This is a genomic window from Shinella sp. HY16 (genome assembly GCF_028534175.1).
Classification (GTDB): domain Bacteria; phylum Pseudomonadota; class Alphaproteobacteria; order Rhizobiales; family Rhizobiaceae; genus Shinella.
In genome coordinates this window covers 2,696,044-2,720,758 of the sequence record NZ_JAHYXL010000001.1, presented here as the reverse complement: position 1 = coordinate 2,720,758, position 24,715 = coordinate 2,696,044, and the positions used below count along the sequence as shown (strand labels likewise).

General features: G+C 64.4%; 27 protein-coding genes. 16 read left to right on the top strand and 11 right to left on the bottom strand.

Annotated features, from left to right (window positions below):
- The first annotated feature begins 55 nt into the window (after nt 1-55).
- From puuE to uraH, 4 genes are read left to right on the top strand one after another with little or no spacing between them, the layout of a single operon-like run.
- A complete protein-coding gene (puuE, locus tag K0P03_RS13535) occupies nt 56-988 on the top strand; it encodes an allantoinase PuuE (RefSeq protein WP_050744142.1) in 933 nt (310 codons plus the stop codon).
- A complete protein-coding gene (gene uraD / locus K0P03_RS13530) occupies nt 985-1,482 on the top strand; it encodes a 2-oxo-4-hydroxy-4-carboxy-5-ureidoimidazoline decarboxylase (RefSeq protein WP_272789860.1) in 498 nt (165 codons plus the stop codon). Before puuE ends, uraD begins: the two co-directional genes overlap by 4 nt.
- A 51-nt stretch (nt 1,483-1,533) precedes the next feature.
- Nucleotides 1,534-2,028 carry an ureidoglycolate lyase gene (locus K0P03_RS13525; protein WP_130517235.1) on the top strand — a complete coding sequence of 165 codons (495 nt, stop codon included), beginning with the start codon at nt 1,534-1,536 and terminating at the stop codon, nt 2,026-2,028.
- 7 nt (nt 2,029-2,035) lie between these two features.
- Nucleotides 2,036-2,398 (top strand): hydroxyisourate hydrolase, encoded by a 363-nt coding sequence (gene uraH / locus K0P03_RS13520; RefSeq protein ID WP_272789859.1) that lies wholly within the window; start codon nt 2,036-2,038, stop codon nt 2,396-2,398.
- Nucleotides 2,399-2,444: 46 nt separating this feature from the next.
- Here the strand turns inward: uraH and guaD are convergent, their stop codons facing one another.
- From guaD to K0P03_RS13505, 3 genes are all read right to left on the bottom strand, one after another.
- Entirely contained in the window at nt 2,445-3,752 is a 1,308-nt protein-coding gene (guaD, locus tag K0P03_RS13515) for a guanine deaminase (protein WP_272789858.1), read from the bottom strand.
- A 5-nt stretch (nt 3,753-3,757) separates the two neighbouring features.
- Nucleotides 3,758-4,990 carry a urate hydroxylase PuuD gene (gene puuD / locus K0P03_RS13510; RefSeq protein WP_272789857.1) on the bottom strand — a complete coding sequence of 411 codons (1,233 nt, stop codon included), beginning with the start codon at nt 4,988-4,990 and terminating at the stop codon, nt 3,758-3,760.
- Between the two features lie 122 nt (nt 4,991-5,112).
- Nucleotides 5,113-6,006: a LysR substrate-binding domain-containing protein gene (locus K0P03_RS13505; protein ID WP_272789856.1), complete on the bottom strand. Its 894-nt coding sequence runs from the start codon at nt 6,004-6,006 to the stop codon at nt 5,113-5,115.
- Between the two features lie 101 nt (nt 6,007-6,107).
- On the opposite strand from K0P03_RS13505, the gene K0P03_RS13500 reads away from it, so the two are divergent.
- Nucleotides 6,108-6,287, top strand: coding sequence for a hypothetical protein (locus K0P03_RS13500; protein ID WP_272789855.1), 180 nt, complete (start codon nt 6,108-6,110; stop codon nt 6,285-6,287).
- Here the strand turns inward: K0P03_RS13500 and xdhC are convergent.
- The gene (gene xdhC, locus K0P03_RS13495; protein ID WP_272789854.1) at nt 6,284-7,120 is read right to left on the bottom strand and encodes a xanthine dehydrogenase accessory protein XdhC; all 837 of its coding nucleotides are present in this window, start codon (nt 7,118-7,120) and stop codon (nt 6,284-6,286) included. The two genes, K0P03_RS13500 and xdhC, sit on opposite strands and share 4 nt — an antisense overlap.
- A 133-nt stretch (nt 7,121-7,253) precedes the next feature.
- Nucleotides 7,254-8,027 carry a 3-hydroxybutyrate dehydrogenase gene (locus K0P03_RS13490; RefSeq protein ID WP_272789853.1) on the bottom strand — a complete coding sequence of 258 codons (774 nt, stop codon included), beginning with the start codon at nt 8,025-8,027 and terminating at the stop codon, nt 7,254-7,256.
- Between the two features lie 196 nt (nt 8,028-8,223).
- Here K0P03_RS13490 and glpK point away from each other — a divergent pair, with 196 nt between their 5' ends.
- Together glpK and K0P03_RS13480 are read left to right on the top strand one after the other, a co-directional pair.
- Nucleotides 8,224-9,717 carry a glycerol kinase GlpK gene (gene glpK, locus K0P03_RS13485; protein ID WP_272789852.1) on the top strand — a complete coding sequence of 498 codons (1,494 nt, stop codon included), beginning with the start codon at nt 8,224-8,226 and terminating at the stop codon, nt 9,715-9,717.
- A gap of 140 nt (nt 9,718-9,857) precedes the next feature.
- On the top strand, nt 9,858-10,199 hold the full coding sequence (locus K0P03_RS13480) for a YkgJ family cysteine cluster protein (protein ID WP_245290103.1): 342 nt from the start codon (nt 9,858-9,860) through the stop codon (nt 10,197-10,199).
- A 41-nt stretch (nt 10,200-10,240) separates the two neighbouring features.
- Here the strand turns inward: K0P03_RS13480 and K0P03_RS13475 are convergent, their stop codons facing one another.
- Nucleotides 10,241-11,089 carry a hypothetical protein gene (locus K0P03_RS13475; RefSeq protein WP_272789851.1) on the bottom strand — a complete coding sequence of 283 codons (849 nt, stop codon included), beginning with the start codon at nt 11,087-11,089 and terminating at the stop codon, nt 10,241-10,243.
- 194 nt (nt 11,090-11,283) lie between these two features.
- Between K0P03_RS13475 and K0P03_RS13470 the strand changes: the two genes are divergently transcribed.
- The 6 genes from K0P03_RS13470 to sbmA all read left to right on the top strand — a co-directional run bounded on the left by K0P03_RS13470 (nt 11,284) and on the right by sbmA (nt 17,038).
- On the top strand, nt 11,284-11,658 hold the full coding sequence (locus tag K0P03_RS13470; RefSeq protein WP_024270168.1) for a YciI family protein: 375 nt from the start codon (nt 11,284-11,286) through the stop codon (nt 11,656-11,658).
- Nucleotides 11,655-12,911 (top strand): RNA polymerase sigma factor, encoded by a 1,257-nt coding sequence (locus K0P03_RS13465; RefSeq protein ID WP_272789850.1) that lies wholly within the window; start codon nt 11,655-11,657, stop codon nt 12,909-12,911. The genes K0P03_RS13470 and K0P03_RS13465 overlap by 4 nt, the downstream gene beginning before the upstream one ends.
- 79 nt (nt 12,912-12,990) lie before the next feature.
- The gene (locus K0P03_RS13460; protein ID WP_272789849.1) at nt 12,991-13,473 is read left to right on the top strand and encodes an SRPBCC family protein; all 483 of its coding nucleotides are present in this window, start codon (nt 12,991-12,993) and stop codon (nt 13,471-13,473) included.
- 131 nt (nt 13,474-13,604) lie between these two features.
- On the top strand, nt 13,605-14,666 hold the full coding sequence (locus tag K0P03_RS13455; protein WP_272789848.1) for an LLM class flavin-dependent oxidoreductase: 1,062 nt from the start codon (nt 13,605-13,607) through the stop codon (nt 14,664-14,666).
- A 45-nt stretch (nt 14,667-14,711) separates the two neighbouring features.
- Complete coding sequence (map, locus tag K0P03_RS13450; RefSeq protein WP_130517262.1) at nt 14,712-15,464, top strand: type I methionyl aminopeptidase; 753 nt, start codon at nt 14,712-14,714, stop codon at nt 15,462-15,464.
- A gap of 308 nt (nt 15,465-15,772) precedes the next feature.
- Nucleotides 15,773-17,038, top strand: a complete 1,266-nt coding sequence (gene sbmA / locus K0P03_RS13445; protein WP_024270167.1) for a peptide antibiotic transporter SbmA — start codon at nt 15,773-15,775, stop codon at nt 17,036-17,038.
- Between the two features lie 9 nt (nt 17,039-17,047).
- On the opposite strand, the gene K0P03_RS13440 is transcribed toward sbmA, so the two are convergent.
- Nucleotides 17,048-18,061, bottom strand: a complete 1,014-nt coding sequence (locus K0P03_RS13440; RefSeq protein WP_050744154.1) for a polysaccharide deacetylase — start codon at nt 18,059-18,061, stop codon at nt 17,048-17,050.
- Between the two features lie 139 nt (nt 18,062-18,200).
- Between K0P03_RS13440 and K0P03_RS13435 the strand changes: the two genes are divergently transcribed.
- The 3 genes from K0P03_RS13435 to der all read left to right on the top strand — a co-directional run bounded on the left by K0P03_RS13435 (nt 18,201) and on the right by der (nt 21,083).
- The gene (locus K0P03_RS13435; RefSeq protein WP_023515063.1) at nt 18,201-18,785 is read left to right on the top strand and encodes an NnrU family protein; all 585 of its coding nucleotides are present in this window, start codon (nt 18,201-18,203) and stop codon (nt 18,783-18,785) included.
- A gap of 101 nt (nt 18,786-18,886) precedes the next feature.
- A complete protein-coding gene (locus K0P03_RS13430) occupies nt 18,887-19,558 on the top strand; it encodes a tetratricopeptide repeat protein (protein WP_023515064.1) in 672 nt (223 codons plus the stop codon).
- A 91-nt stretch (nt 19,559-19,649) separates the two neighbouring features.
- Nucleotides 19,650-21,083, top strand: coding sequence for a ribosome biogenesis GTPase Der (der, locus tag K0P03_RS13425; RefSeq protein WP_023515065.1), 1,434 nt, complete (start codon nt 19,650-19,652; stop codon nt 21,081-21,083).
- Here der and K0P03_RS13420 read toward each other — a convergent pair.
- The 4 genes from K0P03_RS13420 to K0P03_RS13405 form a co-directional block, all read right to left on the bottom strand.
- Nucleotides 21,034-21,891 (bottom strand): AraC family transcriptional regulator, encoded by an 858-nt coding sequence (locus K0P03_RS13420; RefSeq protein ID WP_272789847.1) that lies wholly within the window; start codon nt 21,889-21,891, stop codon nt 21,034-21,036. The genes der and K0P03_RS13420 overlap by 50 nt on opposite strands.
- 65 nt (nt 21,892-21,956) lie before the next feature.
- On the bottom strand, nt 21,957-22,508 hold the full coding sequence (locus K0P03_RS13415; RefSeq protein WP_272789846.1) for a YbhB/YbcL family Raf kinase inhibitor-like protein: 552 nt from the start codon (nt 22,506-22,508) through the stop codon (nt 21,957-21,959).
- A 98-nt stretch (nt 22,509-22,606) separates the two neighbouring features.
- Complete coding sequence (locus K0P03_RS13410) at nt 22,607-23,521, bottom strand: sugar kinase (protein ID WP_272789845.1); 915 nt, start codon at nt 23,519-23,521, stop codon at nt 22,607-22,609.
- An 83-nt stretch (nt 23,522-23,604) separates the two neighbouring features.
- Nucleotides 23,605-24,609, bottom strand: coding sequence for an Ldh family oxidoreductase (locus K0P03_RS13405; protein ID WP_272789844.1), 1,005 nt, complete (start codon nt 24,607-24,609; stop codon nt 23,605-23,607).
- Nucleotides 24,610-24,715: the final 106 nt, after the last annotated feature.

The window sequence follows — 24,715 nt, the reverse complement described above, 5'->3', positions numbered from 1 at the left end:
AATTCGGCTTCCGGCCGTCCGCTGCACCGGTGCCGTCCATTGTCGAGGTGATCGAATGACTGAGAAGACCTATCCGCGCGACCTGATCGGCTATGGCCGCACGCCTCCCAAGGTTCGCTGGCCGGGTGATGCCAACATCGCCGTGCAATTCGTCATCAATTACGAGGAGGGTGGCGAAAGCTGCCTGCTGGACGGCGACCCGGCATCGGAGAACCTGCTCTCGGAAATCGTCGGCGCGCAGCCCTGGCCGGGGCAGCGTAACCTCAACATGGAATCGATCTACGAATATGGCTCGCGCGCCGGCTTCTGGCGCCTGCATCGCCTGTTCACCAGCCGCAACGTCACGACCACCGTCTATGGGGTGACGCTTGCCATGGCACGCAATCCGGAAGCCGTCGCCGCCATGAAGGAAGCCGGCTGGGAAATCGCCAGCCACGGCTATCGCTGGCTGGAATACAAGGACTTTTCCGAAGAGAAGGAACGCGAGCACATTCGCGAGGCCGTGCGCCTGCACAAGGAGCTGACCGGCTCCCACCCGCTCGGCATGTACCAGGGCAAGCCCTCCGACAACACGCTGCGTCTCGTCATGGAGGAGGGCGGTTTCGTCTATTCCTCCGATTCCTACGCCGACGACCTGCCGTATTTCGTGCCGGGTCTCGATGGCGAACCCTTCCTGATCATCCCCTATACGCTCGAAACCAATGACATGCGCTTTGCGACGCCGCAGGGCTTCAATGCCGGCGACCAGTTCTTCAACTACCTGAAGGACGCCTTTGACGTGCTCTACCAGGAAGGTGCGGAAGGCAGCCCGAAGATGCTGAACATCGGCCTTCATTGCCGGCTGGTCGGCCGTCCGGGCCGTGCCGCGGCGCTTGCCCGCTTCGTCGACTACGTGCTCGGCCACGAGAAGGTCTGGATCCCGCGCCGCATCGACATTGCGCGCCACTGGATCGAGAATCACCACCCGTCGAAGGCGAAGGGCGCATGATCGACCGCGCAGATTTCCTCGCCCGCTTCGGTGGGGTCTTCGAGCACTCGCCTTTCATCGCCGAGCGTGCGCTGGATGTCGGCACCGTTGCCCTGCCGCTGACGGCAGAGGGCGTGCATGCCGCGCTGGCGGCGGCATTCCGCAGGGCGAGCGAGGCCGAGCAGCTCGGCGTGCTGCGCGCCCATCCGGATCTTGCGGGCAAGCTGGCGATTGCGGGCGAGTTGACGGAGGACAGCCGCAGCGAGCAGGCCGGCGCCGGCCTCGACCGGCTTTCTCCGGCCGAACACGCCCGCTTTACCGAACTCAACACCGCCTATATGGAAAAGTTCGGCTTCCCCTTCATCATCGCAGTGAAAGGGCTTACCAAGGACGACATCCTTGCCGCCTTCGAAGCCCGTATCGGCAATGTGGCGACGGTGGAATTCGAAACCGCGAAGAAACAGGTGGAGCGCATCGCGCTCCTCAGACTGACCGCTGCCCTCCCCGGAGAATGAACATGCCCGACCACCAAAGACCGCCCTTCCTCTCCCCGGGAGGGCTGTCTCATGGCTGAGAAACTGACGATCCGGCCGTTGACCCAGGAAGCCTTCGCCCCCTTCGGCACGGTGATCGAGGCTGATCCCGCCACGATGCGCCATATCAACGGCGGCAACACGGAGCGCTACCATGCGCTTGCCGAGGCCGAGGCCGTCGGCGAAGATGCGAAGGTCATCATCAACCTTTTCCGCGGCAGCCCGCGGCGCTTCCCCTACGCCGTCGACATGATGGAGCGCCACCCTTTCGGCAGCCAGAGCTTCTCGCCGATCGACAACCGGCCCTGGCTGGTGGTGGTGGCGGAGGACGAGGGTGGCAAGCCGGGCCGGCCGCAGGTCTTCCGCGCCGGCGGGCGGCAGGGCATCAACTATCGCCGCAACGTCTGGCATCACCCGCTGATGACCCTGGATGCGGTGAGCGATTTCCTCGTCGTCGATCGCCTCGGCGGCGGCGTCAATCTGGAAGAGTTCTTCTTCGACGAGCCCTTCATCATCGAGCACCCTTGAGGGAACCATGAGCAAGCCCGGCCGCCTCACGACCCATGTCCTCGACACCGCACTCGGCCAGCCCGCCGCGGGTCTCGCGATCGATCTGTTCTGGATAGAGAACGGCGAGCACCAGCACATCGTGCGTGCGGTGACGAACAGCGACGGTCGCGTCGATGCCCCGCTGGTCGAGGGCGTCGGCTTCATGGCTGGCACCTACGAGCTGGTGTTCCACGCCGGTGACTATCTGCGCGCGACGGGGGCGGATGTCAGCGAACCCGCCTTCCTTGACCGCATCCCGCTCCGCTTCGGCGTCGCTGATCCGTCGAGCCACTACCACGTCCCGCTGCTGCTCTCGGCCTACAGCTACTCGACCTATCGCGGCAGCTAGAACAATTTTCGGCCGAAGCGGGATCGCTTCGGCGTCGGACAATGCGTTAGAGCGTCGCCTTCATGGGTTTGCCGGCCACGTAGGTCTCTCGCACTGCCCGGTCGTCGCCGAGCGTCTGGAGCAGGAAGAGTTCGTCCGTCAGCGAGCGCACCACTTCCATCTTCAGCGCCATGGCGGGCGTTGCGGCGGCGTCCAGCACCACGAAGTCGGCGTCCGTGCCGGCGTCCAGCGTGCCGATGCGGTCTTCCAGCGACAGCGCCTCGGCATTGCCGAGCGTCATATGGTAGAAGCTCTCGAACGGGTTCAGCCGCTCGCCGAGCAATTGCTGGATCTTGTAGGCTTCGTCCATCGTCTTCAGCATGGAATAGCTCGTGCCGCCGCCGACATCCGTCGCGACGCCGATGCGTACCGGCTTTTCCCGGCGCGACAGCGCCTTGAGGGGAAAGAGGCCGGAGCCGAGGAAGAGGTTGGAGGTGGGGCAGTGCACCGCGACGGCGCCCGCCTCGCTCATCGCGTCCGCCTCGCGTTCGGAGAGATGGATGCAGTGGCCGAACAGGCTTTTCGGGCCGAGCAGACCGTATTTCGCATAGACATCCGTATAGTCGATCGCGTCCGGATAGAGTTCGCTGGTGAAGCGGATCTCGTCGTGGTTCTCGGAAAGGTGCGTCTGGATATGGAGGTCCGGGAACTCGCGGGCCAGAACCGCCGCCATCTCCATCTGTGCCGGCGTCGAGGTGATCGCGAAGCGCGGGGTGATGGCGACATGGTTGCGGCCCTTGCCGTGCCATTCGGCGATCACGGCGCGCGTCTCGTCATAGCCCATTTCGGGTGCGTCGAGCAGGCCCTGCGGCGCGTTGCGGTCCATCATCACCTTGCCGCCCACCATGCGCATGCCGCGCTTGAGTGCTTCGGCGAAATAGGCGTCGGAGGAGGCCTTGTGCACGGAGCAATAGGCGACAGCTGTCGTCGTGCCGTGGCGGATCATCTCGTCGTAGAAGTGGCGGGCGATACGGGCGGCATGCGTGCTTTCGACAAAACGGCACTCTTCCGGGAAGGTATAGGTGTTCAGCCATTCCAGCAGGTTCGCGGCATAGGAGCCGATCACCTGCATCTGCGGGAAATGCAGGTGCGTGTCGATGAGGCCCGGCAGGATGAGGTGCGGGCGATGATCGATCTCCTCCACGTCGGCGGGCGTGCTGGCGCGCAGGTCCGCGTAGGGGCCGACGGCGGTGATCTTCCCGTCCTCCACCAGCAGGCCGCCGTCTTCCTCGTAACGATAGCTTGCGGCATCGTCGATCGCGACCGGGCGGCGGTGGAAGGAGAGCAGGCGCCCGCGGATGAGGGTTTTCGTCATGGCGGTCAGCTTCCTTCTGCTGCGGTTTCGAACCAGGCGGCGATGAGGGCCCGCTCTTCCGCCGTCATGCCGGTGACGTTGCCCGGCGGCATGGCGTGGCTGCGCCCCGCCTGCAGATAGATCTCGCGCGCGTGGAGGGCAATCGCCGTTTCGCTTTCGAGCACGACATCTTTCGGCGCCGCGCGCAGACCTTCCCAGACGGGTTCGGCGGCATGGCACATCGAACAGCGGGTGGAGACGAGATCGCGCACCGCCGGGAAATGCCCGTTCGATGCGAAACGCTCTACGGAGGAGGGCAGGCCGGCCTCGGCGCTTTCGCCGGTAAGCACCTTCGGCACGGTGGAAAGCCACATGATGAGGAGGAACAGGAGCGCGGTGACGAGCCAGGTCCAGGTGGGTTTGCCCTTGCGGGCATGGGTCGTGTTGAACCAATGCCGGATCGTCACACCCATCAGGAAGACCAGCGCGGCGATGATCCAGTTGAAGGCCGTCGCGAAGGCGAGCGGATAGTGGTTCGACAGCATGAAGAAGATGACGGGCAGCGTGAGGTAGTTGTTGTGCGTGGAGCGCTGCTTGGCGATGACGCCGTATTTCGGATCAGGCGTGCGTCCGGCGATGAGGTCGGCTACGACGACGCGCTGGTTCGGCATGATGATGAAGAACACGTTGGCCGACATGATCGTCGCCGTGAAGGCACCGAGATGGAGGAAGGCGGCCCGGCCGGTGAAGACCTGCGTGTAACCCCAGGCCATGGCGACGAGGATGCCGTAGAGAACGAGCATCAGACCCCAGGTGTTCCTGCCGAGCGGGGACTTGCAGAGAAGGTCGTAGAGGATCCAGCCGAGCGCCAGCGAGGCGAGCGAGATGAGGATGGCGACCGGCGTCGAGACGTCGAGCACCGAGCGATCGATGAGGAAGAGGTCGGCGCCGCCGTAGTAGACCAGACAGAGCAACGCGAAACCGGAAAGCCAGGTCGCGTAGCTTTCCCATTTGAACCAGGTGAGGTGCTCGGGCATCTGGGCCGGTGCGACCAGATATTTCTGGATGTGATAGAAGCCGCCGCCGTGCACCTGCCATTCCTCGCCATAGGCGCCGGCCGGCAGATGCGGCCGCTTCACGAGGCCGAGATCGAGCGCGATGAAGTAGAAGGACGAACCGATCCAGGCGATGGCGGTGATGACATGCAGCCAGCGGACCGCGAAGGTCAGCCATTCCCAGGCGATGGCGTATTCATACATCGGTGCGCTCCCTCATCGTCGTTTTGCAAGGCGCACATTGCGCAAGAATCGCGGGCGAGGAAAGGGGGCGGCCTACCGGCGGTTTCCATGCCCGTCCCGAGCCGGGTTTCAGGGTGTAGTGCTCACGCCGCCGCCGGCATCGTCGCCAGGATCCAGTCGCGGAAGGCGCGAATCTTCAGGATGTTGCGGCGGTTTTCCGGATAGGCGAGCCAATAGTCGCGGCCGTCGTTGCAGGTCAGCGTGAAGGGTTGATAGAGCTGGCCGGCGGCGACCTCCGCCCGGAAGTGGCCGGGATTGAGGATTGCGACGCCCTGGCCGGCCATCGCCACCTGCGCGTCGATCGTCTGCACGCCGAGCTCGTTCGGGGGGAACCGTTCGAGGCCCGGGTTGTCGATGCCAGCCGCGGAAAACCAGGTGCGCCACCAGATGTCCAGCGGGCTGATGATCGGTAGCTTCAGGAGGTCGGCCGGCTCATTTATGCCGCCGATCGTCTCGGCCAGTGCCGGGCTCAGCATGGGGGCGAAGTCCATGCGCATGATGCGGTGGCAGGTCAGGCCCGGCCAGTCGCCCTTGCCCCAGCGGATCGAGACATCCGCCTCTTCCCGGGCAAAGTCGATCAGGTCCTGTGACGTGGAAAGCCGGACGGCGATGGTCGGATGCTTGAGCTGGAAGTCGCCGAGCGTGCGGCTCAGCCATTGCGTGGCGAAGGTGGGCGTCGAGTGGATGTGCAGCTTCTGCTCGGCCGCGCCGCGCAGGTCCGCCACCGCTTCGGCGAGTTTCGTCAGCCCCTCGGCTACCTTCGGCGCCAGTCGCTCGCCGGCCTCGCTCAGGATGACCTGCCTTGGCTGGCGCAGGAACAGCGTCTCGCCGAGCGTCTCCTCCAGGAGCTTGATCTGGTAGCTGACCGCGGTCTGCGTCATGCCCAGTTCGTCGCCGGCACGGGTGAAGCTGGCATGCCGGGCGGCCGCCTCGAAGACGCGGAGCGCATTGAGCGGGAAATTGCGCGACATCTTCAAGGCTGAGTTCTCTTTATGGGTGCAGACGAAGCTTCGATTGGAATTCCATCATTTTTGCGCGCATCCTGCAAGCAATGGATTGGAATTTACGAGGTTTTACCATGGCATGCATCGTCAACGAGACCCCGGTGGCACATCTGTCGTTTCGCAAGGAAGGCCTTTGGCATAAGCTCTCCCGTGTCTTTCATTGGCGGCAGCACAGACGTCGCCCCCGCCTCGATCCGTGCGAGCTTTCCGACTACATGAAGCGCGATCTCGGTTTTCTCGACGGTCGTGGCTAGTCCGCCGTGGGTGCGCTGTCCCTATGCCGCCACGTGGCAAAGGCAAGCAGCACTTCCGAAGTGGTCATGGCGGCGATGACCTCCGGGCGCTTGTCGTCCACTGCCGTACCGCCGATCGGCAGAACCAGCCGGTCGGCGGCGCTGCGGTCGATGCCCTGTCGTTCCAGATGGTGCAGGAAGGAGGCGCGCTTCGACTTCGATCCGACCATGCCGACATAGGCAAGGTCGGTGCGGGCAAGCGCTTCCTGCCCGATCAGGAAATCCAGCGCATGGTCATGGGTGACGATGACGATGGCCGAACCCGGCGGAACATCGGCGACAAGCGCTTCCGGCAGGGCGGCGAGGCGATGGTGCACCTCGGAGGTGAGCTGGTCGAGCTCGCTCTGGCGTGCCTCCACGACGAAGACGTTGAGCGGCAGCATGGTCAGTGCATCCGACAGTGCCCGGCCGACGTGACCGGCACCGAAGATCCAGACCTGCGGCTTCCGCCGCTCCTCTTCCGCAAGGCGCGCGTCGAGGGTCCGGCGGGCCTCCTCGTCGGCGATGGTGAAGGCGAGTTCGACACGCCCGCCGCAACACTGGCCGATCTCGGGCCCGAGCGGGATATCGAGTCTTGCCTCACCGCCGGCACCCGCCAGCATCTTCCGGGCATTCTCGATCGCGTCATATTCAAGCTGGCCACCGCCGACGGTGCCGTGAATTTCGGTCGGCGCCACCAGCATGAACGTGCCTTCGTCGCGTGGGGTCGACCCGCTCGCCGCCGTGATCTCGACGATGACGATGCGGTGCTCCCGGGCGAGAAAGCCCTCCAGACTGTCCTGCAGAAAGTTCATGTCATCCTTCTTCGACGGCCCTTGGCCGTCCGATGGCCGATACACGCGTTTCGGGCGTGTGTGGCCTCTGGCGGAGCAAGGCGCTCCGCCGCCGGGGATCTGCGGGCATAGCGGGTGCCCAGCATGTCCGTTTCTATTGGGCGGTCCAGCCGCCATCCACCGATATATGGGTGCCGTTGATCGATTTTGCCGCATCGGAGGCGAGGAAGAGCGCGATGGCCGCGACTTCGTCGACCCCGACGAATTCCTTGGTCGGCTGGAACTTCAACATGACATCGGACTTCACCTGGGCTTCGCTGATGCCGCGGGCCTTGGCCGTGTCGGGGATCTGCTTTTCGACGAGCGGTGTCAGCACATAGCCGGGGCAGATGGCGTTGACGGTGATGCGGTTCTCGGCGACTTCCAGCGCGACGGTCTTCGTCAGGCCCATGATGCCGTGTTTGGCCGCCACATAGGCGGATTTGAACGGCGAGGCGACGAGGCCGTGCGCCGAGGCGACATTGATGACGCGGCCCCAGCCCTTGCGCTTCATGTGCGGAATGGCGGCGCGGATCGTGTGGAAGGAGCTGGAAAGGTTGATCGCGATGATCTGGTCCCACTTCTCCACCGGAAAATCCTCGATCTTCTCGACGTGCTGGATGCCGGCATTGTTGACGAGGACATCGACGCCGTCGAACTCTTCCACGGCCGTCTGGATGAGGTCGGAGATCTCGTGCGGCTTCGTCATGTCGGCGGGGTGGTAGAGCACGCGCCCCTTGCCGAGGCCGTCGAGCTTTGCGCGGGTTGCCTCGATCTCGTCCTTTGCGCCGAAACCGTTGATGAGGACATTGGCGCCGCTTTCGGCGAAGGCGGTGGCAATGGCAAGGCCGATGCCACTGGTGGAGCCCGTTACGACGACGCTTTTCATGCTTGCTGTCTCCCGATCATGCTGCGTTGCGGTAGCCTACGCCTAAAACTCGCGCGATGACAATTGCGTTTTCCGCGCGGTACAGTCCCGCTGAAAGCAGAACATGGCTTGCGTTTTGTTTTCCTTTGACATTCGTTTTAGTATCGTATTGAAGATTCCGAAGGGTCTGGGAGCGACCCGCAGCTGGGAGGAAATGATGGGCGGATATGTTCTCGCGATCGATCAGGGCACGACATCGAGCCGGGCGATCGTCTTCGACGGTAGCCAGAAGGTCGTCGGTTCCGGCCAGAAGGAATTCACGCAGCACTTTCCGCAATCCGGCTGGGTCGAGCATGATCCGGAGGAAATCTGGGACAGCGTCGTCTGGTCCGTCAAGGCCGCGTTGAAGAAGGCGGGCCTTGCCGCTTCCGATATTTCCGCCATCGGCATCACCAACCAGCGCGAGACTGTCGTCGTGTGGGAGCGCGAGAGCGGCAAGCCGATCCACAACGCCATCGTCTGGCAGGACCGCCGCACCGCCTCCTATTGCGAGAAGCTGAAGAAGCAGGATCTCGAAAAGACCTTCACCCGGAAGACAGGCCTGCTGCTCGATCCCTATTTTTCCGGCACGAAGCTTTCCTGGATGCTCTCCAACGTGAAGGGCGCGCGGGCGCGGGGCGCCAAGGGCGATCTCTGCTTCGGCACGATCGACACGTTCCTGATCTGGCGGCTGACCGGCGGCAAGTCCCATGTCACCGACGCCACCAATGCCAGCCGTACGCTGATGTACAACATCGGCACGAACGCCTGGGACGAGGAGTTGCTCGACATCCTGCGCGTGCCCAAGGCCATGCTGCCCGACGTGCTGGACTGCGCCGCCGATTTCGGCGTGACGGAGAAGAGCCTGTTCGGCGCGGAAATCCCGATCCTCGGCGTTGCCGGCGACCAGCAGGCGGCCACCATCGGTCAGGCCTGCTTCGAGCCGGGCATGATGAAGTCGACCTATGGTACCGGATGCTTCGCGCTGCTCAACACCGGCACGGACATGGTGCGCTCGAAGAACCGCCTGCTCACCACCATCGCCTACCGGCTCGACGGCGAGACGACCTATGCGCTGGAAGGCTCGATCTTCATCGCCGGTGCGGCCGTGCAGTGGCTGCGCGACGGGCTGAAGGTCATCAAGGCCGCGCCCGACACCGGCGAGCTTGCCGCCAAGGCCGATCCGACGCAGAACGTCTATCTTGTGCCCGCCTTTACCGGCCTCGGCGCGCCGCACTGGGATCCGGATGCCCGCGCTGCCATCTACGGCATGACGCGCAACACGGGGCCGGCGGAATTCGCCCGCGCCGCGCTCGAGGCCGTCTGCTACCAGACGCGCGACCTGCTCGACGCCATGCACAAGGACTGGAAGGCGAACGGCAAGGAAACGGTGCTGCGCGTCGATGGCGGCATGGTCGCATCCGACTGGACCATGCAGCGCCTCGCCGACATCCTCGATGCTCCCGTCGATCGCCCGACCATCCTGGAGACCACGGCCCTCGGCGCCGCGTGGCTCGCCGGCCAGCGCGCGGGCGTGTGGCCGGACCGCAAGGGGTTCGCCAAGTCCTGGGCGCGGGACACGCGTTTCGAGCCTCAAATGGACGAGAAGACCCGTGCGGTGAAGATCAAGGGCTGGAAGGATGCGGTTCGGCGAACGCTGAGCGACAGGTAGGCATTCCTGCCGAAGCCGGCATACTCTCGATACGGGCGGCCTTTCGGTGCGGCGCCTCCAGATGCTATGGCCATGGCATGCAGCTATCCTCTCCCACCGTCGAAGGCCGATCCTGCGGTTCGTGCACGCTCTGTTGTCGTTTGCCCGAGATCGACCTGTTCGACAAACCGGCCAACGCGTGGTGCACGCATTGCGTCGAAGGGGCGGGCTGTTCCATCTATGCCGACCGCCCCTCGGTCTGCCGGGACTTTCTCTGTCTCTGGATGGTCGACGAAACGCTTGGGGACGAGTGGGAGCCAGCCCGCGCGCGCATGATGATCTATCGGCAGGGGCCGCAGATGACGGTCCTCGTCGATGTGGATCACCCGGACATCTGGCGAAGCGAACCCTACCACACGCAATTGCGTCAATGGGCGCGTGAGGCCGAGCGCTCGGGCGGCTATGTCATCGTCTTCTGGCGCGACGACGTGTTCAAGATCTGATCGGCAGCCGCGTCCGGTTGTTCGCCCTTGGTGACGGCGCGCTATGGCCTTTGGGTCCGGCGCCCGAAGACGTTGGTTTTCCCGGGTGTGGGGGCGGCCTGGCGGATTGGAGGCGGTGACGGCTCCTGCCTGCATGCCGTCGGCCCGGGCAGGCGATAATGCGTGTGCGGCACGAAGAGAAGATCGTGCTCCGCGACGATCGCGACCATGCCGTGCGGCAGCGCGAGCGTCGGCAGGTGGTCGTGCATGAAACGATGAAACTCGACGGCGATCAGCGCGTTGAAAACCACCTCAGCATAGGCCACCGGGTCACTCGTCGCCGTTCTCCCGCCCGAGGCCGTGACGCCAGTCGAAAATCCATAGTGGTAGTGATCGCCGCGCGGGATGGCTGCCGCCAGCGCCAGCACATCGTGCATGCCGTCGATCGGAGCGGATTCGAGCGTGTCGAAGGCGCCCTGCCAGGCGCTGCCGACGGCATTGCATTCGCTTGTGATCTCGGCATCGGACTTCGCCAGGAAATCGTAGACCCCGCGATTGTAGAGGCTGATCTCGATGCCCTGGTGGAAACGCTTCGCCGCGTCGACGGCGCGTTCATGCGCCGAGAGATCGAAACCGAGACCGCTGAAGGTTTCGGGCATTCCCGGCTGGTGGCCGGCATGGCGGAAGGCGGCATGCGTCGCCCGCTGGATCTCGCCGGCCTCGTCGCCGATGCGAAGGGTGAAGACGGGGTCGAAATTCCGGGCGGGCAGGTCCTTCAGGAGTGCGGTCAGCTGGTCCTTGCCGTTTGCAAAGGCACGGCGATCCACGATCTCTCTGGTGAGGGAGAAAATCCCGGATTTCCAAGCGCGGAACTCATCGATGAGCCTTGCACGTTCGTTCTCCGCCACCATGGAAAGGGTCTCCGTTTCGACCTTTCCTAGCATTTGTGAATTAAGATATTCCCGGCCCGATTGCGCAAATTTGACGGAACCGGCGCGCGAGACCGGCATTGCCGGTCCGTTTCTTGCCGATGGTCAAAAATATTCCTGTGCGCCCTGTCGGCGGAGCAGCTACTCCTACGTCTATCAACCAATGGGAGATCACCATGCTGTATGCCGTTCTTTGTTACGATGCCGAAAGTGAAGTCAACGCCTGGTCGAAGGAACTCGATGCGCAGGTCATGGCCGATCTCGGTGCGGTCAACCAGCGTTATGCCGAGGCCGGCAAGCTCGGTCCCGTCGCGCGGCTGATGCCGACGACGGCGGCCGTCACCGTGCGCAAGGGCGCGACGGACGATATCGTCATGGACGGCCCCTTTGCCGAAACCAAGGAGCAGTTCCTCGGCTTCTTCGTGCTCGACGTGGAGACGCTGGAGGAGGCGATCACCTTCGCCCGCGAGCTTTCCGCGGTCAATCCGGCGAACGGCACCTATGAGGTCCGGCCGTTGCAGTATTTCAATCCGGGAGTACCCATCACATGACAGAGCTTGCCTGGATCGATCTGGCGCTGACCTCGGCACGGCCGCAGGCCATGGGGGCGCTGTTGCGCTATTTCCGTGACCTCGACATGGCGGAGGAGGCCTATCAGGAGGCGTGTCTTCGCGCGCTGAAGACCTGGCCCGACAAGGGCCCGCCGCGCGATCCGGCTGCCTGGCTCATCTTCGTCGGCCGCAACAGCGGTATCGACCAGGTGCGCAAGCGTGCCAAACACCAGCCGCTGCCGCCCGAGGAGGTGCTGTCCGATCTGGAGGATACGGAAAGCGATCTCGCGGACCGGCTGGACGGTGCGCATTACCGCGACGACATTCTCCGCCTGCTCTTCGTCTGCTGCCACAAAGACCTGCCGGCGACGCAGCAGATCGCGCTGGCGCTGCGCATCGTCTCGGGCCTGTCCGTCCGGCAGATCGCCCGTGCGTTCCTCGTCTCGGAGGCGGCGATGGAGCAGCGCATCACCCGCGCGAAGGCAAAGGTGGGAGCCGCCGGCATTCCCTTCGAGACGCCGGATGCGGTGGCGCGGGCCGAGCGGCTCGGCCTTGTCGCCGCGATGATCTATCTCGTCTTCAACGAGGGCTATTCGGCCGGCGCGCCGGACAAGGCGGATACGCCCTTCTGCGCCGAGGCGATCCGGCTGGCGCGCCTGCTCCTGAAGCTCTTTCCCGCCGAACCGGAGATCATGGGTCTGACGGCGCTGCTCCTGCTCCAGCACTCGCGGCTTGCGGCCCGTTTCGACGGGGGCGGGCAGATCGTCCTGCTGGAGGACCAGGACCGCGCGCTGTGGGACCGGGGCCTGATCGACGAGGCGCTGGTGCTGATCGACAAGGCGATCCGCCACCGGGCACCTGGCGCCTTCCAGATCCAGGCGGCGATCGCCGCGTTGCATGCCCGTGCGAAGACGGCCGGTGAGACGGACTGGTTCGAGATCGACCTGCTCTATCAGACGCTGGAGCGCCTGCAGCCTTCGCCGGTGGTGCGGCTCAACCGCGCCGTCGCCGTTTCCAAGCGGGAAGGGCCGGAGGCGGCGCTGGCGCTGATCGAGCCGCTTGCCGAAAAACTGAACGGCTACTTCTATTTCCACGGCCTGCGCGGCGGCCTTCTGAAACAGCTCGGCCGTTATGGCGAAGCGCATGAGGCCTTCGACCGCGCCATCGCGCTCGCCACCTCCTCGGCCGAGGCCGCCCATATCCGCCAGCATCTCGACAGCATGCAGCGGGAAAGGGCCGCGGCCGAAAAATAATCCGCTTTCGATGTCGGATTGGTCGCCTGACAGGCGTCCTTGAGACGAACCAGAGAACATACCCAACGAGGAGACAGACATGACCGACGTCGAGATCAAGCCCGCCAACACCCGCGAACTGGTGCTCACCCGCGTTTTGAACGCCACACCCGCGCAGCTCTTCAAGGCCTGGACGACGCCGGAGCTGATGAAGGAGTGGTTCGCGCCAAAACCCTACGAGACGCCGGTCATCGAGATCGAGCCGCGCGACGGCGGCAAGTTCCGCACGGTGATGACCGGCCCGGACGGCTTCCATATGGACAGCACCGGCATCTTCCTGAAGGTTGAGAAGGACAGGCGCATCATTACGACCGATGCCTTCGGCCCCGACTGGAAGCCCACCGAAAAGGCCTTCTTCAGCGCCGAGATCCTGTTCGAAGACGCCGGCGACGGCAAGACCCGCTACACCGCGATCGCCCGTCACTGGTCCGTCGAGGATTGCGAGATGCACGAGAAGATGGGTTTCCACGAGGGTTGGGGCCAGGTGGCGACGCAGCTGGAGGCGGTGGCCGCGCGGCTCTGACAGATGTGCGGGGACGGGCGCGCTGCATCCGTCCTCTTCATCTTCGTGAACACACTGTTTCCCGAACGGCCCTTTCAAGCCGCTTGCGCCGGCCATATCTCTTGGCAAATCCCTCTTGCTTGGAGCATCCCATGGAACTTGGCCTCTATACATTTGCCGACGTCGATCCGAATGCTGCCGACAAGGGGCGGGAAGGGGAGCGGCGGCTGAAGCATCTCCTGGAAGAGATCGAGCTTGCCGACCAGGTCGGGCTCGACGTCTTCGGGCTCGGCGAACACCACCGGGCGGACTACGCCGCCTCCGCGCCGGCCGTCGTTCTGGCCGCCGCGGCCGCGCGAACCAAGAGCATCCGGCTGACGAGCGCGGTGACGGTGCTCTCCTCGGATGATCCGGTGCGCGTCTTCCAGCAGTTTTCGACGGTCGACCTCATCTCCGGCGGTAGGGCGGAGATCATGGCGGGACGGGGCTCCTTCGTCGAATCCTTCCCGCTCTTCGGCTATGCGCTCGATGACTATGACCGGCTCTTCGAGGAGAAGCTGGACCTGCTTTTGGCGCTCAACGAGAGCGAAACGGTGTCGTGGAACGGGACGATGCGTCCGCCCTTGCCGGGGCTCGGCGTCTATCCGCGCCCCGTGCATGGCCGCATGCCGGTCTGGATCGCCGTCGGCGGCACGCCGCAATCGGTGGCCCGGGCGGGGGCCTATGGGTTGCCACTGGCGCTTGCCATTATCGGCGGTACGCCGTCACGCTATGCACCGCTCTTCGATCTTTACCGCGAGGCTGCCCGCCGCGCGGGTCAGGATGCGGGCAAGCTGAAGACCAGCATCAACGTGCACGGCTTCATCGCCGACACCACAGCCGCTGCGGCCGACACCTTCTACGGTCCGCAGGCCGAGGTGATGAACCGCATCGGCCGCGAGCGCGGCTGGGGGCCGACGAGCCGGGCGCAATTCGACCAGTCGACCGGGCCGGCCGGCCATCTCTTCCTCGGCGATCCCGAGACGGTGGCAAAGAAGATCGCCGATCACCACCGGATCTTCCGCAACGACCGGTTCCTGCTGCAGATGGCGATCGGCCCGATGCCGCATGACGCGGTGCTGCGCGGCATCGAGCTCTACGGCACGAAGGTCGCCCCGCTGGTGCGCGAGATGCTCGCGGATGCAACAAAGGATGCCGTCGCCGCTTCTGCCTGACAGCGGCGCGCGGGCGTGATAAGAGGCCCGCGAAAGAGAGATGCGATGACCCTGGAAAACGACGAAGACCTCAACGGCCTGAAGGCCATCGGCCGGATCTGCGCCAATGTGCTGCAGCACATGTCGACGGCCATTCAGCCGGGCATGACGACGGCCGAACTCGATCTGATCGGCCGGCGAATGCTGGAGGCGGCGGGCGCGCGTTCGGCGCCGGAAAGCTGCTACGCCTTTCCGGGCGCGACCTGCATCAGCGTCAATGAAGAGGTGGCGCACGGTATTCCGGGCGACCGGGTGATCCGCGACGGCGATCTCGTCAATATCGACGTTTCCGCCGCGCTCGACGGCTATTTCGCCGATACCGGTGCGTCCTTTACCGTGGGGCGGTCGACGCCGGCCGTCGAGCGCCTCTGCCGTGACGGCAAGCGGGCGCTCTGGGTCGGGCTGAAGTCGGTGAAGGCCGGCCGGCCGCTCGCCGAGGTCGGCAATGCCATCGGCGAATTCGCCCGCAAGAACCGCTACACGCTGATCGCCAATCTCGCCAGCCACGGTGTCGGCCGCTCGCTGCACGAGGAGCCGACGGAAATCGCCACCTGGCCGGACCCGCAGGAAAAGCGCCGCATGACGGAAGGTCTCGTCTTCACCGTCGAGCCGTTCCTCTCGCTGGGCGCCAACTGGGCGGAGGGCGGCAGCAACGACGAATGGACGCTCTACAGCGAGCCGAGCGCGCCGACGGTGCAGTTCGAGCACACAGTCGTTGCCACCCGCAACGGGCCGCTCGTGGTGACGCTGCCGGGTTGATCCGGAGGATCAAAGGCCGGCTTTTGCCGGCCTTGTCGCTGCAACAGGCGGCCTTGGCCGCGTGCATCCCACCGGCACACTGCCGACCGGGTGCGTGCAGGAATTGGCTGGCCGCAAGGGACATTTTCCTTGCCGGCAAGCTGGCTGCGTCGGCGGAATGCCGTCTTCGGCGCCACCGTTCCCGGTGGAGCGCCTTCCATTAAATCTCGGTAATCCGGGCGCTTGGCGATTGTTGCGATGCGTAAACTCCTCTAGGTTCTGCGCGAACCGGCGGCACTGCCGCCCCATGCAAACGAGAGTTTCGCACCTTGTTCCATTCCTTCTTCCCGCAGCCGAAGCTGTTCTTTTCCTCTCTTGTCGTCTGGACGCTGCTTTCGATTGCGGTCTGGTACACGGTCGGTGCCGATTTCGGTGCCTTGATCGGCCTTCCGCCTCTGCCGGCCGGTACGGAGCCTCCGGTGGGCCTCGGCTACTTCGTGACGACGGACAATATCTGGTTCTATCTCTATTTCATGATCTGCACCGGCCTCTTCGGCCTGTTCTGGCAGATCCGGGCGAAGGATCATCCCTGGACCAACTGGTCGATCTGGGGTTCGGCCTTCATCATCTTCTCGACCTATTTCAGCGTGCAGGTCTCGCTCGCCATCAATAACTGGCGCCGCCCCTTCGGCGATACGCTGATGGGCGCTTTCCAGCCGAACAGCACCGTCACGGTCGCGAATTTCTTCGACCTGATGCTGATCTTCTGCCAGATCGCCTTCATCAGCGTCTTCGTCTACGTCATCACGCGCTTCTTCGTCAGCCACTACGTCTTCCGCTGGCGCACGGCGATGAACAATTACTACATGTCGCTCTGGACGCGCGTACGCCACATCGAAGGCGCCTCGCAGCGTGTGCAGGAAGACACGATGCGCTTCGCGTCAATCACGGAAGGCCTCGGTGTCAGCCTGATTGACGCCGTCATGACGCTGGTCGCGTTCCTGCCGGTGCTCTTTGCGCTTTCCGTCCATATCGGGCCGATGCCGTTCATCGGCGAAATCCCGCATGCCCTGTTCTGGGCCGCGATCCTCTGGTCGGCCTTCGGCACCTTCCTGCTTGCCTTTGTCGGCATCAAGTTGCCGGGCCTCGAATTCCGCAACCAGCGTGTCGAGGCGGCCTATCGTAAGGAACTGGTCTACGGCGAGGACGACGAAGCGCGGGCCCAGCCGCCCACCGTGCGGGAACTGTTCGACAATGTCCGGACGAACTATTTCCGGCTCTATTTCCACTATCTCTATTTCAACGTCGCCCGCATGTTCTACATTCAGGCGGATAATCTCTTCGTCTATTTCATCCTTGTGCCCACCATCGTTGGCGGCAAGATCACCTATGGTATCCTGCAACAGATCCTGACGGCCTTCGGCCAGGTCTCCAGCTCGTTCCAGTATCTTGTGAATTCGTGGTCGACGATCATCGAGTTGCAGTCGATCCACAAGCGCCTCCGCGCCTTCGAAGCGGCGATTGAGGGGCAGGAGTTGCCGAGCATTGACCGGCAGTTCATTGACGTCGGCGGCAATGAGGAGCTGGCGAAGTAAGGTCGACGATCAGAGGGCGGCTCCGGCCGCCTTCTTCTCGTTTGCGAGAATGTCCATCGCCTCAACATAGCTGACGCAAGCGACGTCCTGTTTGCCGCAGGTCTCCGTCAGGAAACGGTCGAGCGCGCGCCAGTAGGCGCCGGCATTCATCTCCACGAAATGGAAGCCGAGCTGGAGGGGGATGCGCCCGCCGTCATATTGCTTCGTGAAGGCGTCGCGGTAGGCCTGAAGCGTGCTTTCCTCGAAGGCGGCGCTCTTTTCCGGCGCTTCCTTGCCCTTGGAGTGGCGGACATAGAGATTGTAGTCCATGGCGATGACCGGGCGCCGTGCCGCGCCTTCCGGCACGAGGGGCAGGGCGAAACGAGCGACCGTGCCGCTAGCGACCGGCATGGCAGGCCCCTTCGAGACGAGGCTGGCATCGTAGGTGAAGCCATGTGCCTCCAGCGCCTTGACCAGTCCGCTGCCGGCCGAAAGATAGGGCGCGCGAAAGCCCTTGATGTCCTCCGTGACGAAACGCTGCCAGTCCGCCGGCTCCCGTTCGCCGACACCGGCATTCTGCCAGGCGTTCTTCAGCGTCTCGTGGAAGAAGGTGAATTCGCTCTTCCAGTCCTCCGTGCTCCACTTGCCGCCGTCGAAATGGCCGCAGGCGTGGCTGCCGATATCGTGGCCCTCGAGCTTTGCCAGCCAGATCTCGCCGAGGCGCAGGATCGTCTCCTCCCGGTCCTGGGAGAAGCCGACATTGGAGCGCCCGCGCTTTTCATGCGGCGCCTGGTAGGTCGCGCGCTCGTCCTTCGGGAACAGGAAGGTGCAGGAGAGGAAGTAGGTGAAATGCGCGCCGGTGCGTTTCGCCATGGCGCGGCTCTTCTCCCACAGGAGATTGTCGTGTGCCCCGTCGAAGGAGACGATGACGAGCTGCTTGGGCTTTGCGGTCTCGACTGCGTCGTCCTTAGCAAGGGCCGGGCCGGCGGCGAGCGCGGCGGCGAGGGGAAGGAGGACAATTCGGGACGAGACTGAGGACGACATGGCTACCCGCGACAATTTGCAAAGGGGTTTTCATGGTTTGCGAATGCGGCAATCCTTTGATCGGGCTGGAATTGTCGCCTTGCGGAAGCTATTCCAGAAGAAACGGCCGCGGGCCGCGCTTTCTTCAAGGGGCATTTTCATGACGTTGCTCATCGCCGGTCTTGTTCTTTTCATCGCCACCCATCTTCTGCGGCCCTTTGCGCCGGGCCTGCGCAATGCCGGCATCGCCGTCCTCGGCAAGCCGGGCTGGATGGCCCTGCATGGCATCGTCTCGCTGCTCAGCCTCGTGCTCATCGCCTATGGCTTCGTCGACGCGCGCGAGAACGGCGGCGAGATGCTTTATTTCCCGCCGACCTTCCTGTCGCATATCGCGCTGACGCTGATGCTGATCGCCTCGATCTGTCTCGTCGCCGGCTTGCTGCCGGCGGGGCATATCCGCACGAAGCTGAAGTTCCCGCTGCTCATCGCCATCAAGACCTGGGCGCTGGCGCATCTTCTGGCGAACGGCGAAAGCTATTCGGTACTGCTCTTCGTGACGATCCTCGCCTGGGCGGTCATCCTGCGCATCACGCTGAAGAAGCGCATCGCCGCCGGGGAGACGAAGCTGCCGGTTTTCGTCTCGGCGAAATATGACCTGATCTCCATCGTCGTCGGCCTCGCGCTCTATGTCGCGATCGTCTTCAAGCTTCACGAATGGGTGATCGGCGTTCCGCCCCTGCCATGATCATCGCCTGATCCCCGGCTTTTCGCGCCTGCCCCCTTACAACGCCGTCAAAATGGGGTAGAAGGCGCTAACTTTAAGCGTGAATTCGAGCCGGGCAGAACATGGCAAATCAGGACGACAGCTTTATCCGTGAGGTGAACGAGGAACTGCGCTCCGACCAGATGCGTCTGGTGTGGAAGCGTTTCGGTCGCATCCTCATCGGCGCCGCCGTCCTCGTCGTCCTCGGCACGATCGGCAAGGTGAGCTACGATTACTGGCGCGACAGCGAGGCTTCTGCAGCCGGCGACAGCTTCCTTGCTGCCCTGACGCTCGCCCGCGACGGCAAGAACGAAGAGGCGCTCGCCGCGCTGACCGCGCTGGAAAAGGACGGCTTCGGCTCCTATCCGGTGCTGGCACGCATGCGCTCCGCCTCGCTGCTGGCGACGACGGACGCGCAGGGTGCCGTCAATGCCTTCACGGCAATCGCAAAGGACAGCTCCGTACCGCAGGCGCTGCGCGATGCCGCGCGTCTTCGTGCCGCCTACCTTCTCGTCGATAGCGGCACCTATGATCAGGTTTCCGCCGAAGCCGAGCAGCTTGCGACGCCCCAGAGCGCGCTGCGCCACTCCGCACGCGAGGTTCTCGGCCTGTCCGCCTTCAAGCACGAGGACTATGCGCGGGCCAAGGAATGGTTCGACGCAATCATCGCCGACAGCGAAAGCCCGCGCAATGTCGCCAACCGGGCGCAGATGCTGCTTGACCTGATCGCCGCAAGCGGCAAGCTGTCCTCCTGATCTCGTATCGTTTTTATGCAGTTCCGGATGAAAGACCGCTTCGCCCTTTTACCGGAATTGATTTAGCCGGCCACCGAAACGGAACACATCCATGAGCTTCACCGTCGCCATTGTCGGACGCCCCAATGTCGGCAAGTCCACCCTGTTCAACAGGCTCGTGGGCAAGAAGCTCGCGCTTGTCGACGACACGCCCGGCGTCACGCGGGACCGCCGCCCGGGCGATGCGCGCCTCATCGACCTGAAATTCCGCATTATCGACACCGCCGGCCTCGAAGAGGCTGCGCCCGAGACGCTGCAGGGCCGCATGCGTGCCCAGACGGAGGCGGCGATCGACGAGGCCGACCTGTCGCTCTTCGTCGTCGATGCCAAGACGGGCCTGACCCCCGTCGATACGGCGCTCGCCGACATGCTGCGCCGCAAGGGCAAGCCCGTCGTGCTCGTCGCCAACAAGTCGGAAGCGCGTGGCTCCGACGGGGGCTTCTACGATTCCTATACGCTCGGCCTTGGCGAACCGACGGCGATTTCCGCCGAGCACGGTCAGGGCATGCTCGACCTGCGCGACGCCATCGTCGCGGCGATTGGCGAGGAGCGCGCCTATCCCGAAGACGACGAGGCCGTCACCGATGTTGACGTGCGTGCGGAAGCTGCCGCCGAAGGCGCAGAGCAGGACGAGGATTTCGAACCGGAATATGACGAGACGAAGCCGCTGCGCGTCGCCATCGTCGGCCGCCCGAACGCCGGCAAGTCCACGCTGATCAACCGCTTCCTCGGCGAGGACCGGCTGCTGACCGGCCCGGAGGCCGGCATCACGCGCGATTCGATTTCCGTCGAATGGGACTGGAAAGGCCGGACGATCAAGATGTTCGACACGGCCGGCATGCGGCGTAAGGCGAAGGTGCAGGAAAAGCTGGAGAAGCTTTCCGTCGCCGATGGCCTGCGCGCCATCCGCTTTGCCGAGACCGTCGTCATCGTCTTCGATGCGACCATTCCCTTCGAGAAGCAGGATCTCCAGATCGTCGACCTCGTGCTGCGCGAGGGCCGCGCCGCCGTGCTCGCCTTCAACAAATGGGACCTGATCGACGACCCGCAGGCCGTGCTTGCGGAGCTGCGTGAGAAGACCGACCGCCTCTTGCCGCAGGCACGCGGCATCCGCGCCGTGCCGGTGTCCGGCCAGACCGGCCGCGGTCTCGACAAGCTGATGCAGGCCGTCATCGACACGGACCGCACCTGGAACCGCCGCATCTCCACCGCCAAGCTCAATCGCTGGCTGGATGCGCAGCAGACGCAACATCCGCCGCCGGCCGTTTCAGGCCGCCGCCTGAAGCTGAAATATATGACGCAGGTGAAGGCTCGTCCGCCGGGCTTCATGATCTCCTGCACGCGCCCTGATGCGCTGCCGGAATCCTATATCCGCTACCTGACGAACGGCCTGCGCAACGACTTCAATCTGCCGGGCGTGCCGATCCGCATCCACTTCAGGGCGACGGACAATCCGTTCGCGTCAAAGGCGAAGAAGAAGCGCTGACGCCCGGATCTGGCCTGATGTGCCCGCGGATTGCGCTCGGTGCGAAGCCGAAGCGCGCGCGAAACCGCGCCGCAAAGCGGGATTGCGATTCATAGCCGACTGCGTCCGCGATGCGCAGGACCGAGAGTTCCGTCGATTGCAGGAGCTGCATGGCGACCGACATGCGCACGTCGATCAGGAGCGTCTGGAACGACCATTTTTCTGCTGCAAGCCTGCGCCGCAGCGTTGCCTCGCTGACGCCGGTGGACGTGCAGATGCGGGCACTCGTCCAGTCGCCCTGCGGATCGCTGGAGATGAGGTCGCGCACGCGCTCGCTGAAGAGAGCCGGCCTTGGCATCGCAAATCGCGCCCCTGAAAGATCGAGCCAGAGCAGGAGTTCATCGATACGGTGGCGGACGATCTCGGCGGGGGTGCTGTCGGGGTCCCCGATTGCCCGTGCGCAATCGGCAAAGGCGCCGCGAAAGCCCTTGTGCATGCTCAGGACAGGGAAGGCGCGCGGGAAGGGTTGGCCTTTGCCGGGCTTTCCGGCAAAGGCCGCGACGGTGTCGGGCTCGAAGGCGATCCAGCGGGCCTCGTAAGCGCGCTCGCCATCGGCGGCATTCACCACGTCGAAGGTCTCGCCCTGCGCAAGTGCAATGCAGCCGCCCGCCGGCACCACCCATTCCTCCTCGCCGCTGCGCAGGATTTTTGTCCCGTGCTCGACGAGGATGAGGAGTGGGCGATTGATCAGGATATTGGCGTATCGCAGCCGGTTGTACTGCACGATGCGGGCCGAGGCGCCGATATCGGGGCGTATGGCGATCTTCATCTGGTCCATCCAGTCTCGTGCCCGAGCCTATCGCGCCTCGGCGGGCCAGGACAAGACGCCTGCCGTCAGCGTCTGCCCTTCGCCGAGAGGGTGGCGGTGGCGAGTGCGTTCATGGTGCTGACGAAACCGACCATGGCGGGCGTGGCATTGTCCGGTACGGGCAGTTTGTCGATGCCAAGCGCCTTCACCGTGATCGTATAGTCGTGTTCCGGCCCTTGCGGCGGGCAGGCGCCAAGAAAGCCCGGTGTGCCCATGTCCGTCGGTGTCATGCGCGCGCCTGCGGGCAGTGCGGCCTTTCCGCTGCCCGCACCGGCGGCAAGCGACGTGGCGCCGGCAGGCAGGTCCACCACGACCCAGTGCCACCAGCCCGAGCCGGTTGGTGCATCCTTGTCGTAGATCGTCACGACAAAGCTGCGGGTACCCTCCGGTGCGTTCGACCACTGGATGTCCGGCGAGAGATTTTCGCCGGTACAGCCCATGATGTTGGCGAACTGGGGCGGCTGGACGGTTCCGGAGGCGAAGGCCTTGCTGGTAACGGTAAAATCGGCCGCTTGTGCTGCCGGTGAGCAAAGGGAAAGCGTGGCGGCAAGCGCCGCGACGAAGCGTGGTGTCGTCATGGATCGATCCTGTCCTTGATGAGAGACAGGAAAAGACTAGGGCGGATTTGCGCCCGTGTTGGCGCCCGACCGATCGATTTTGGCACCGACCCGATCAATCAGCCGTTCGGTAGCTTGTCCCTTGCCACCAGGGCACCGTGATGCTGGATGACGGCAGCTGCGACATCCGCGGCGAAGCGGGCGGCCTCTTCCGGCGATGCCCCCGTCGCAAGGCGGGCGAGGAAGGCGCCGTTGAAGCTGTCGCCGGCACTGGTCGTATCGACGATCTTTTCCACCCGGGCGGAGGGGGCATGACTGCGCTTTTCGCCGAAGACAAGGGTTGCGCCCTCTGCGCCGTCCTTCACGACCAGCTCGGCGACGCCGAGCGCCCGGTAGCGCGCGATGGTCTCCTCGAGGCCGGAATCGCCGAAATGCGTCGTCTCGTCGTCGAGGCTCGGCATGACCAGCGTTGCGGCGCGCGCGCCCGCGGTGATCGTCGCGCGCATGCGCTCGGCATCGTCCCAAAGACGCGGGCGGATGTTCGGGTCGAAGGCGACGCGTTTTCCCGCGGCCTTGGCACGCCTGAGTTCGGCGAGCAGCGTTTCGACATCTTCCTCCGGCAGGATCGCCAGCGTGATGCCGGAAAACACGACGATGTCCGAGGCGTCGACGGCGGCGCGCAACCGGTCGCCGTCGCGCGCCAGAAGCTTTGCTGCCGAGACGGAGCGCCAGTAGGAGAAGCTGCGTTCGCCGTCCTTCAAGTGGATCATGTAAAGGCCGGGCGAGCGGCCCTCGATGCGCGCCATATGCTGCGTGCCGATGTGGTGTCCATCCATGAAGGCCAGCATTTCGTCGGAGATCATGTCGGTGCCGACGGCCGAGAAATAATCGACGCTCCAGTCGGCCGGCAGGTACTGGCGGGCATAGTAGGCGGTGTTGAACGTGTCGCCGGCAAAGCTCTTGCGCATGAGGCCACCTTCGGCCTGCATCAGTTCCACCATGCATTCGCCGATCGTCAGCAGGCGTGCCGCCATATCCGAAAGTCCTCCCGACCCGCGCATTTCCGGATGAAGCTGCGTTGCTTCTGTCCTGGAAAATACGGTCACTACAAAACGCTCTAGTTGCGCCGGAAAGAGGAAATACTGTCAAAGAGTTGGCGGGGCAAGACGATACCGCCGCTTTCCGCCTGCCGTTGCCGCTCCACGCGGTCGAGGCCGGGGATGTGCACGCCATAGATGCTGGAAAGCCGTTCCACCTGGTCGGCGAAGCGGGCGGAGAAACCGTCGGCGAGAAGCTGCGGGGCGAGCGCGAGGATGAAGAGGCCGACGCCGGGGGAAGCCTCGCCCGCCTGGAAGTCCGGGGCATCCAGCGACCAGTTTGCGCCGGTGAGGCCGGCGGCGAGCACTTCCACCATGAGGGCGACATTGGCGCCGCGCGTTCCGCCGAAGGCGAGCAGGGCCCCCTTCATTGCGGCGAAGGGATCGGTGGTCGGCTCCCCCTCCTGGTCGAGCGCCCACCCCGCGGGAATGGTTTCGCCCCGGGCGGCCGCCTCACGGATCTTCACATAGGCGGTGGCGCTGGAAGCCTGGTCGACCAGCAGGAAGCGCCCGTCGGCGAGCGGGGCGGCGAAGGCCAGCGGGTTGGTGCAGTAGACGGGCAGGCGGCTGCCTGCGCCGGCCAGCAACGCCGGCCCGTTGGTTGCCGCGATCGCGACAAGACCTTCCCGGGCAAGCTGCGCGGCATACCAGCCGAGTTCACCGGTGGTGTAACTGTTCTGGACGGTGAAGACGGCGACGCCGAACGCCTTCGCCTTCGTTACCAGTTCCTCGTGGGCGATCGAAAAGCCATGCTGGGCCACGCCGCCCATCGCGTCGCATTTCACGATGGCGGGAACCGGGGAGGTGAGGAGCGGTTCCGCCCGTCCGGTAATCCGTCCATCGACAAGGCCGCGCAGGTAATCCGTCAGATGTGCAAAGCCGATCGCGCTCTTGCCCGCCATTTCGGCATCCACGGTGGCGTCGGCAAGGGCCGTGGCTGCGGTCTCCACCATGCCGACGCGTATCAGCGCCGTTCGGGCAAGGTCGCGTGCGTCCTGCGGGGAAAGGGTGACGGCATCGGTCATGGGGTCAACCTTCTCTCTGGAATTTGCCGGCATCATCCCGATCGACCCGGCTTGCGTCAACCTTCGAAAAATCGGGGGGCTGCCGTTTACGGCCTGCGGGGGCCGC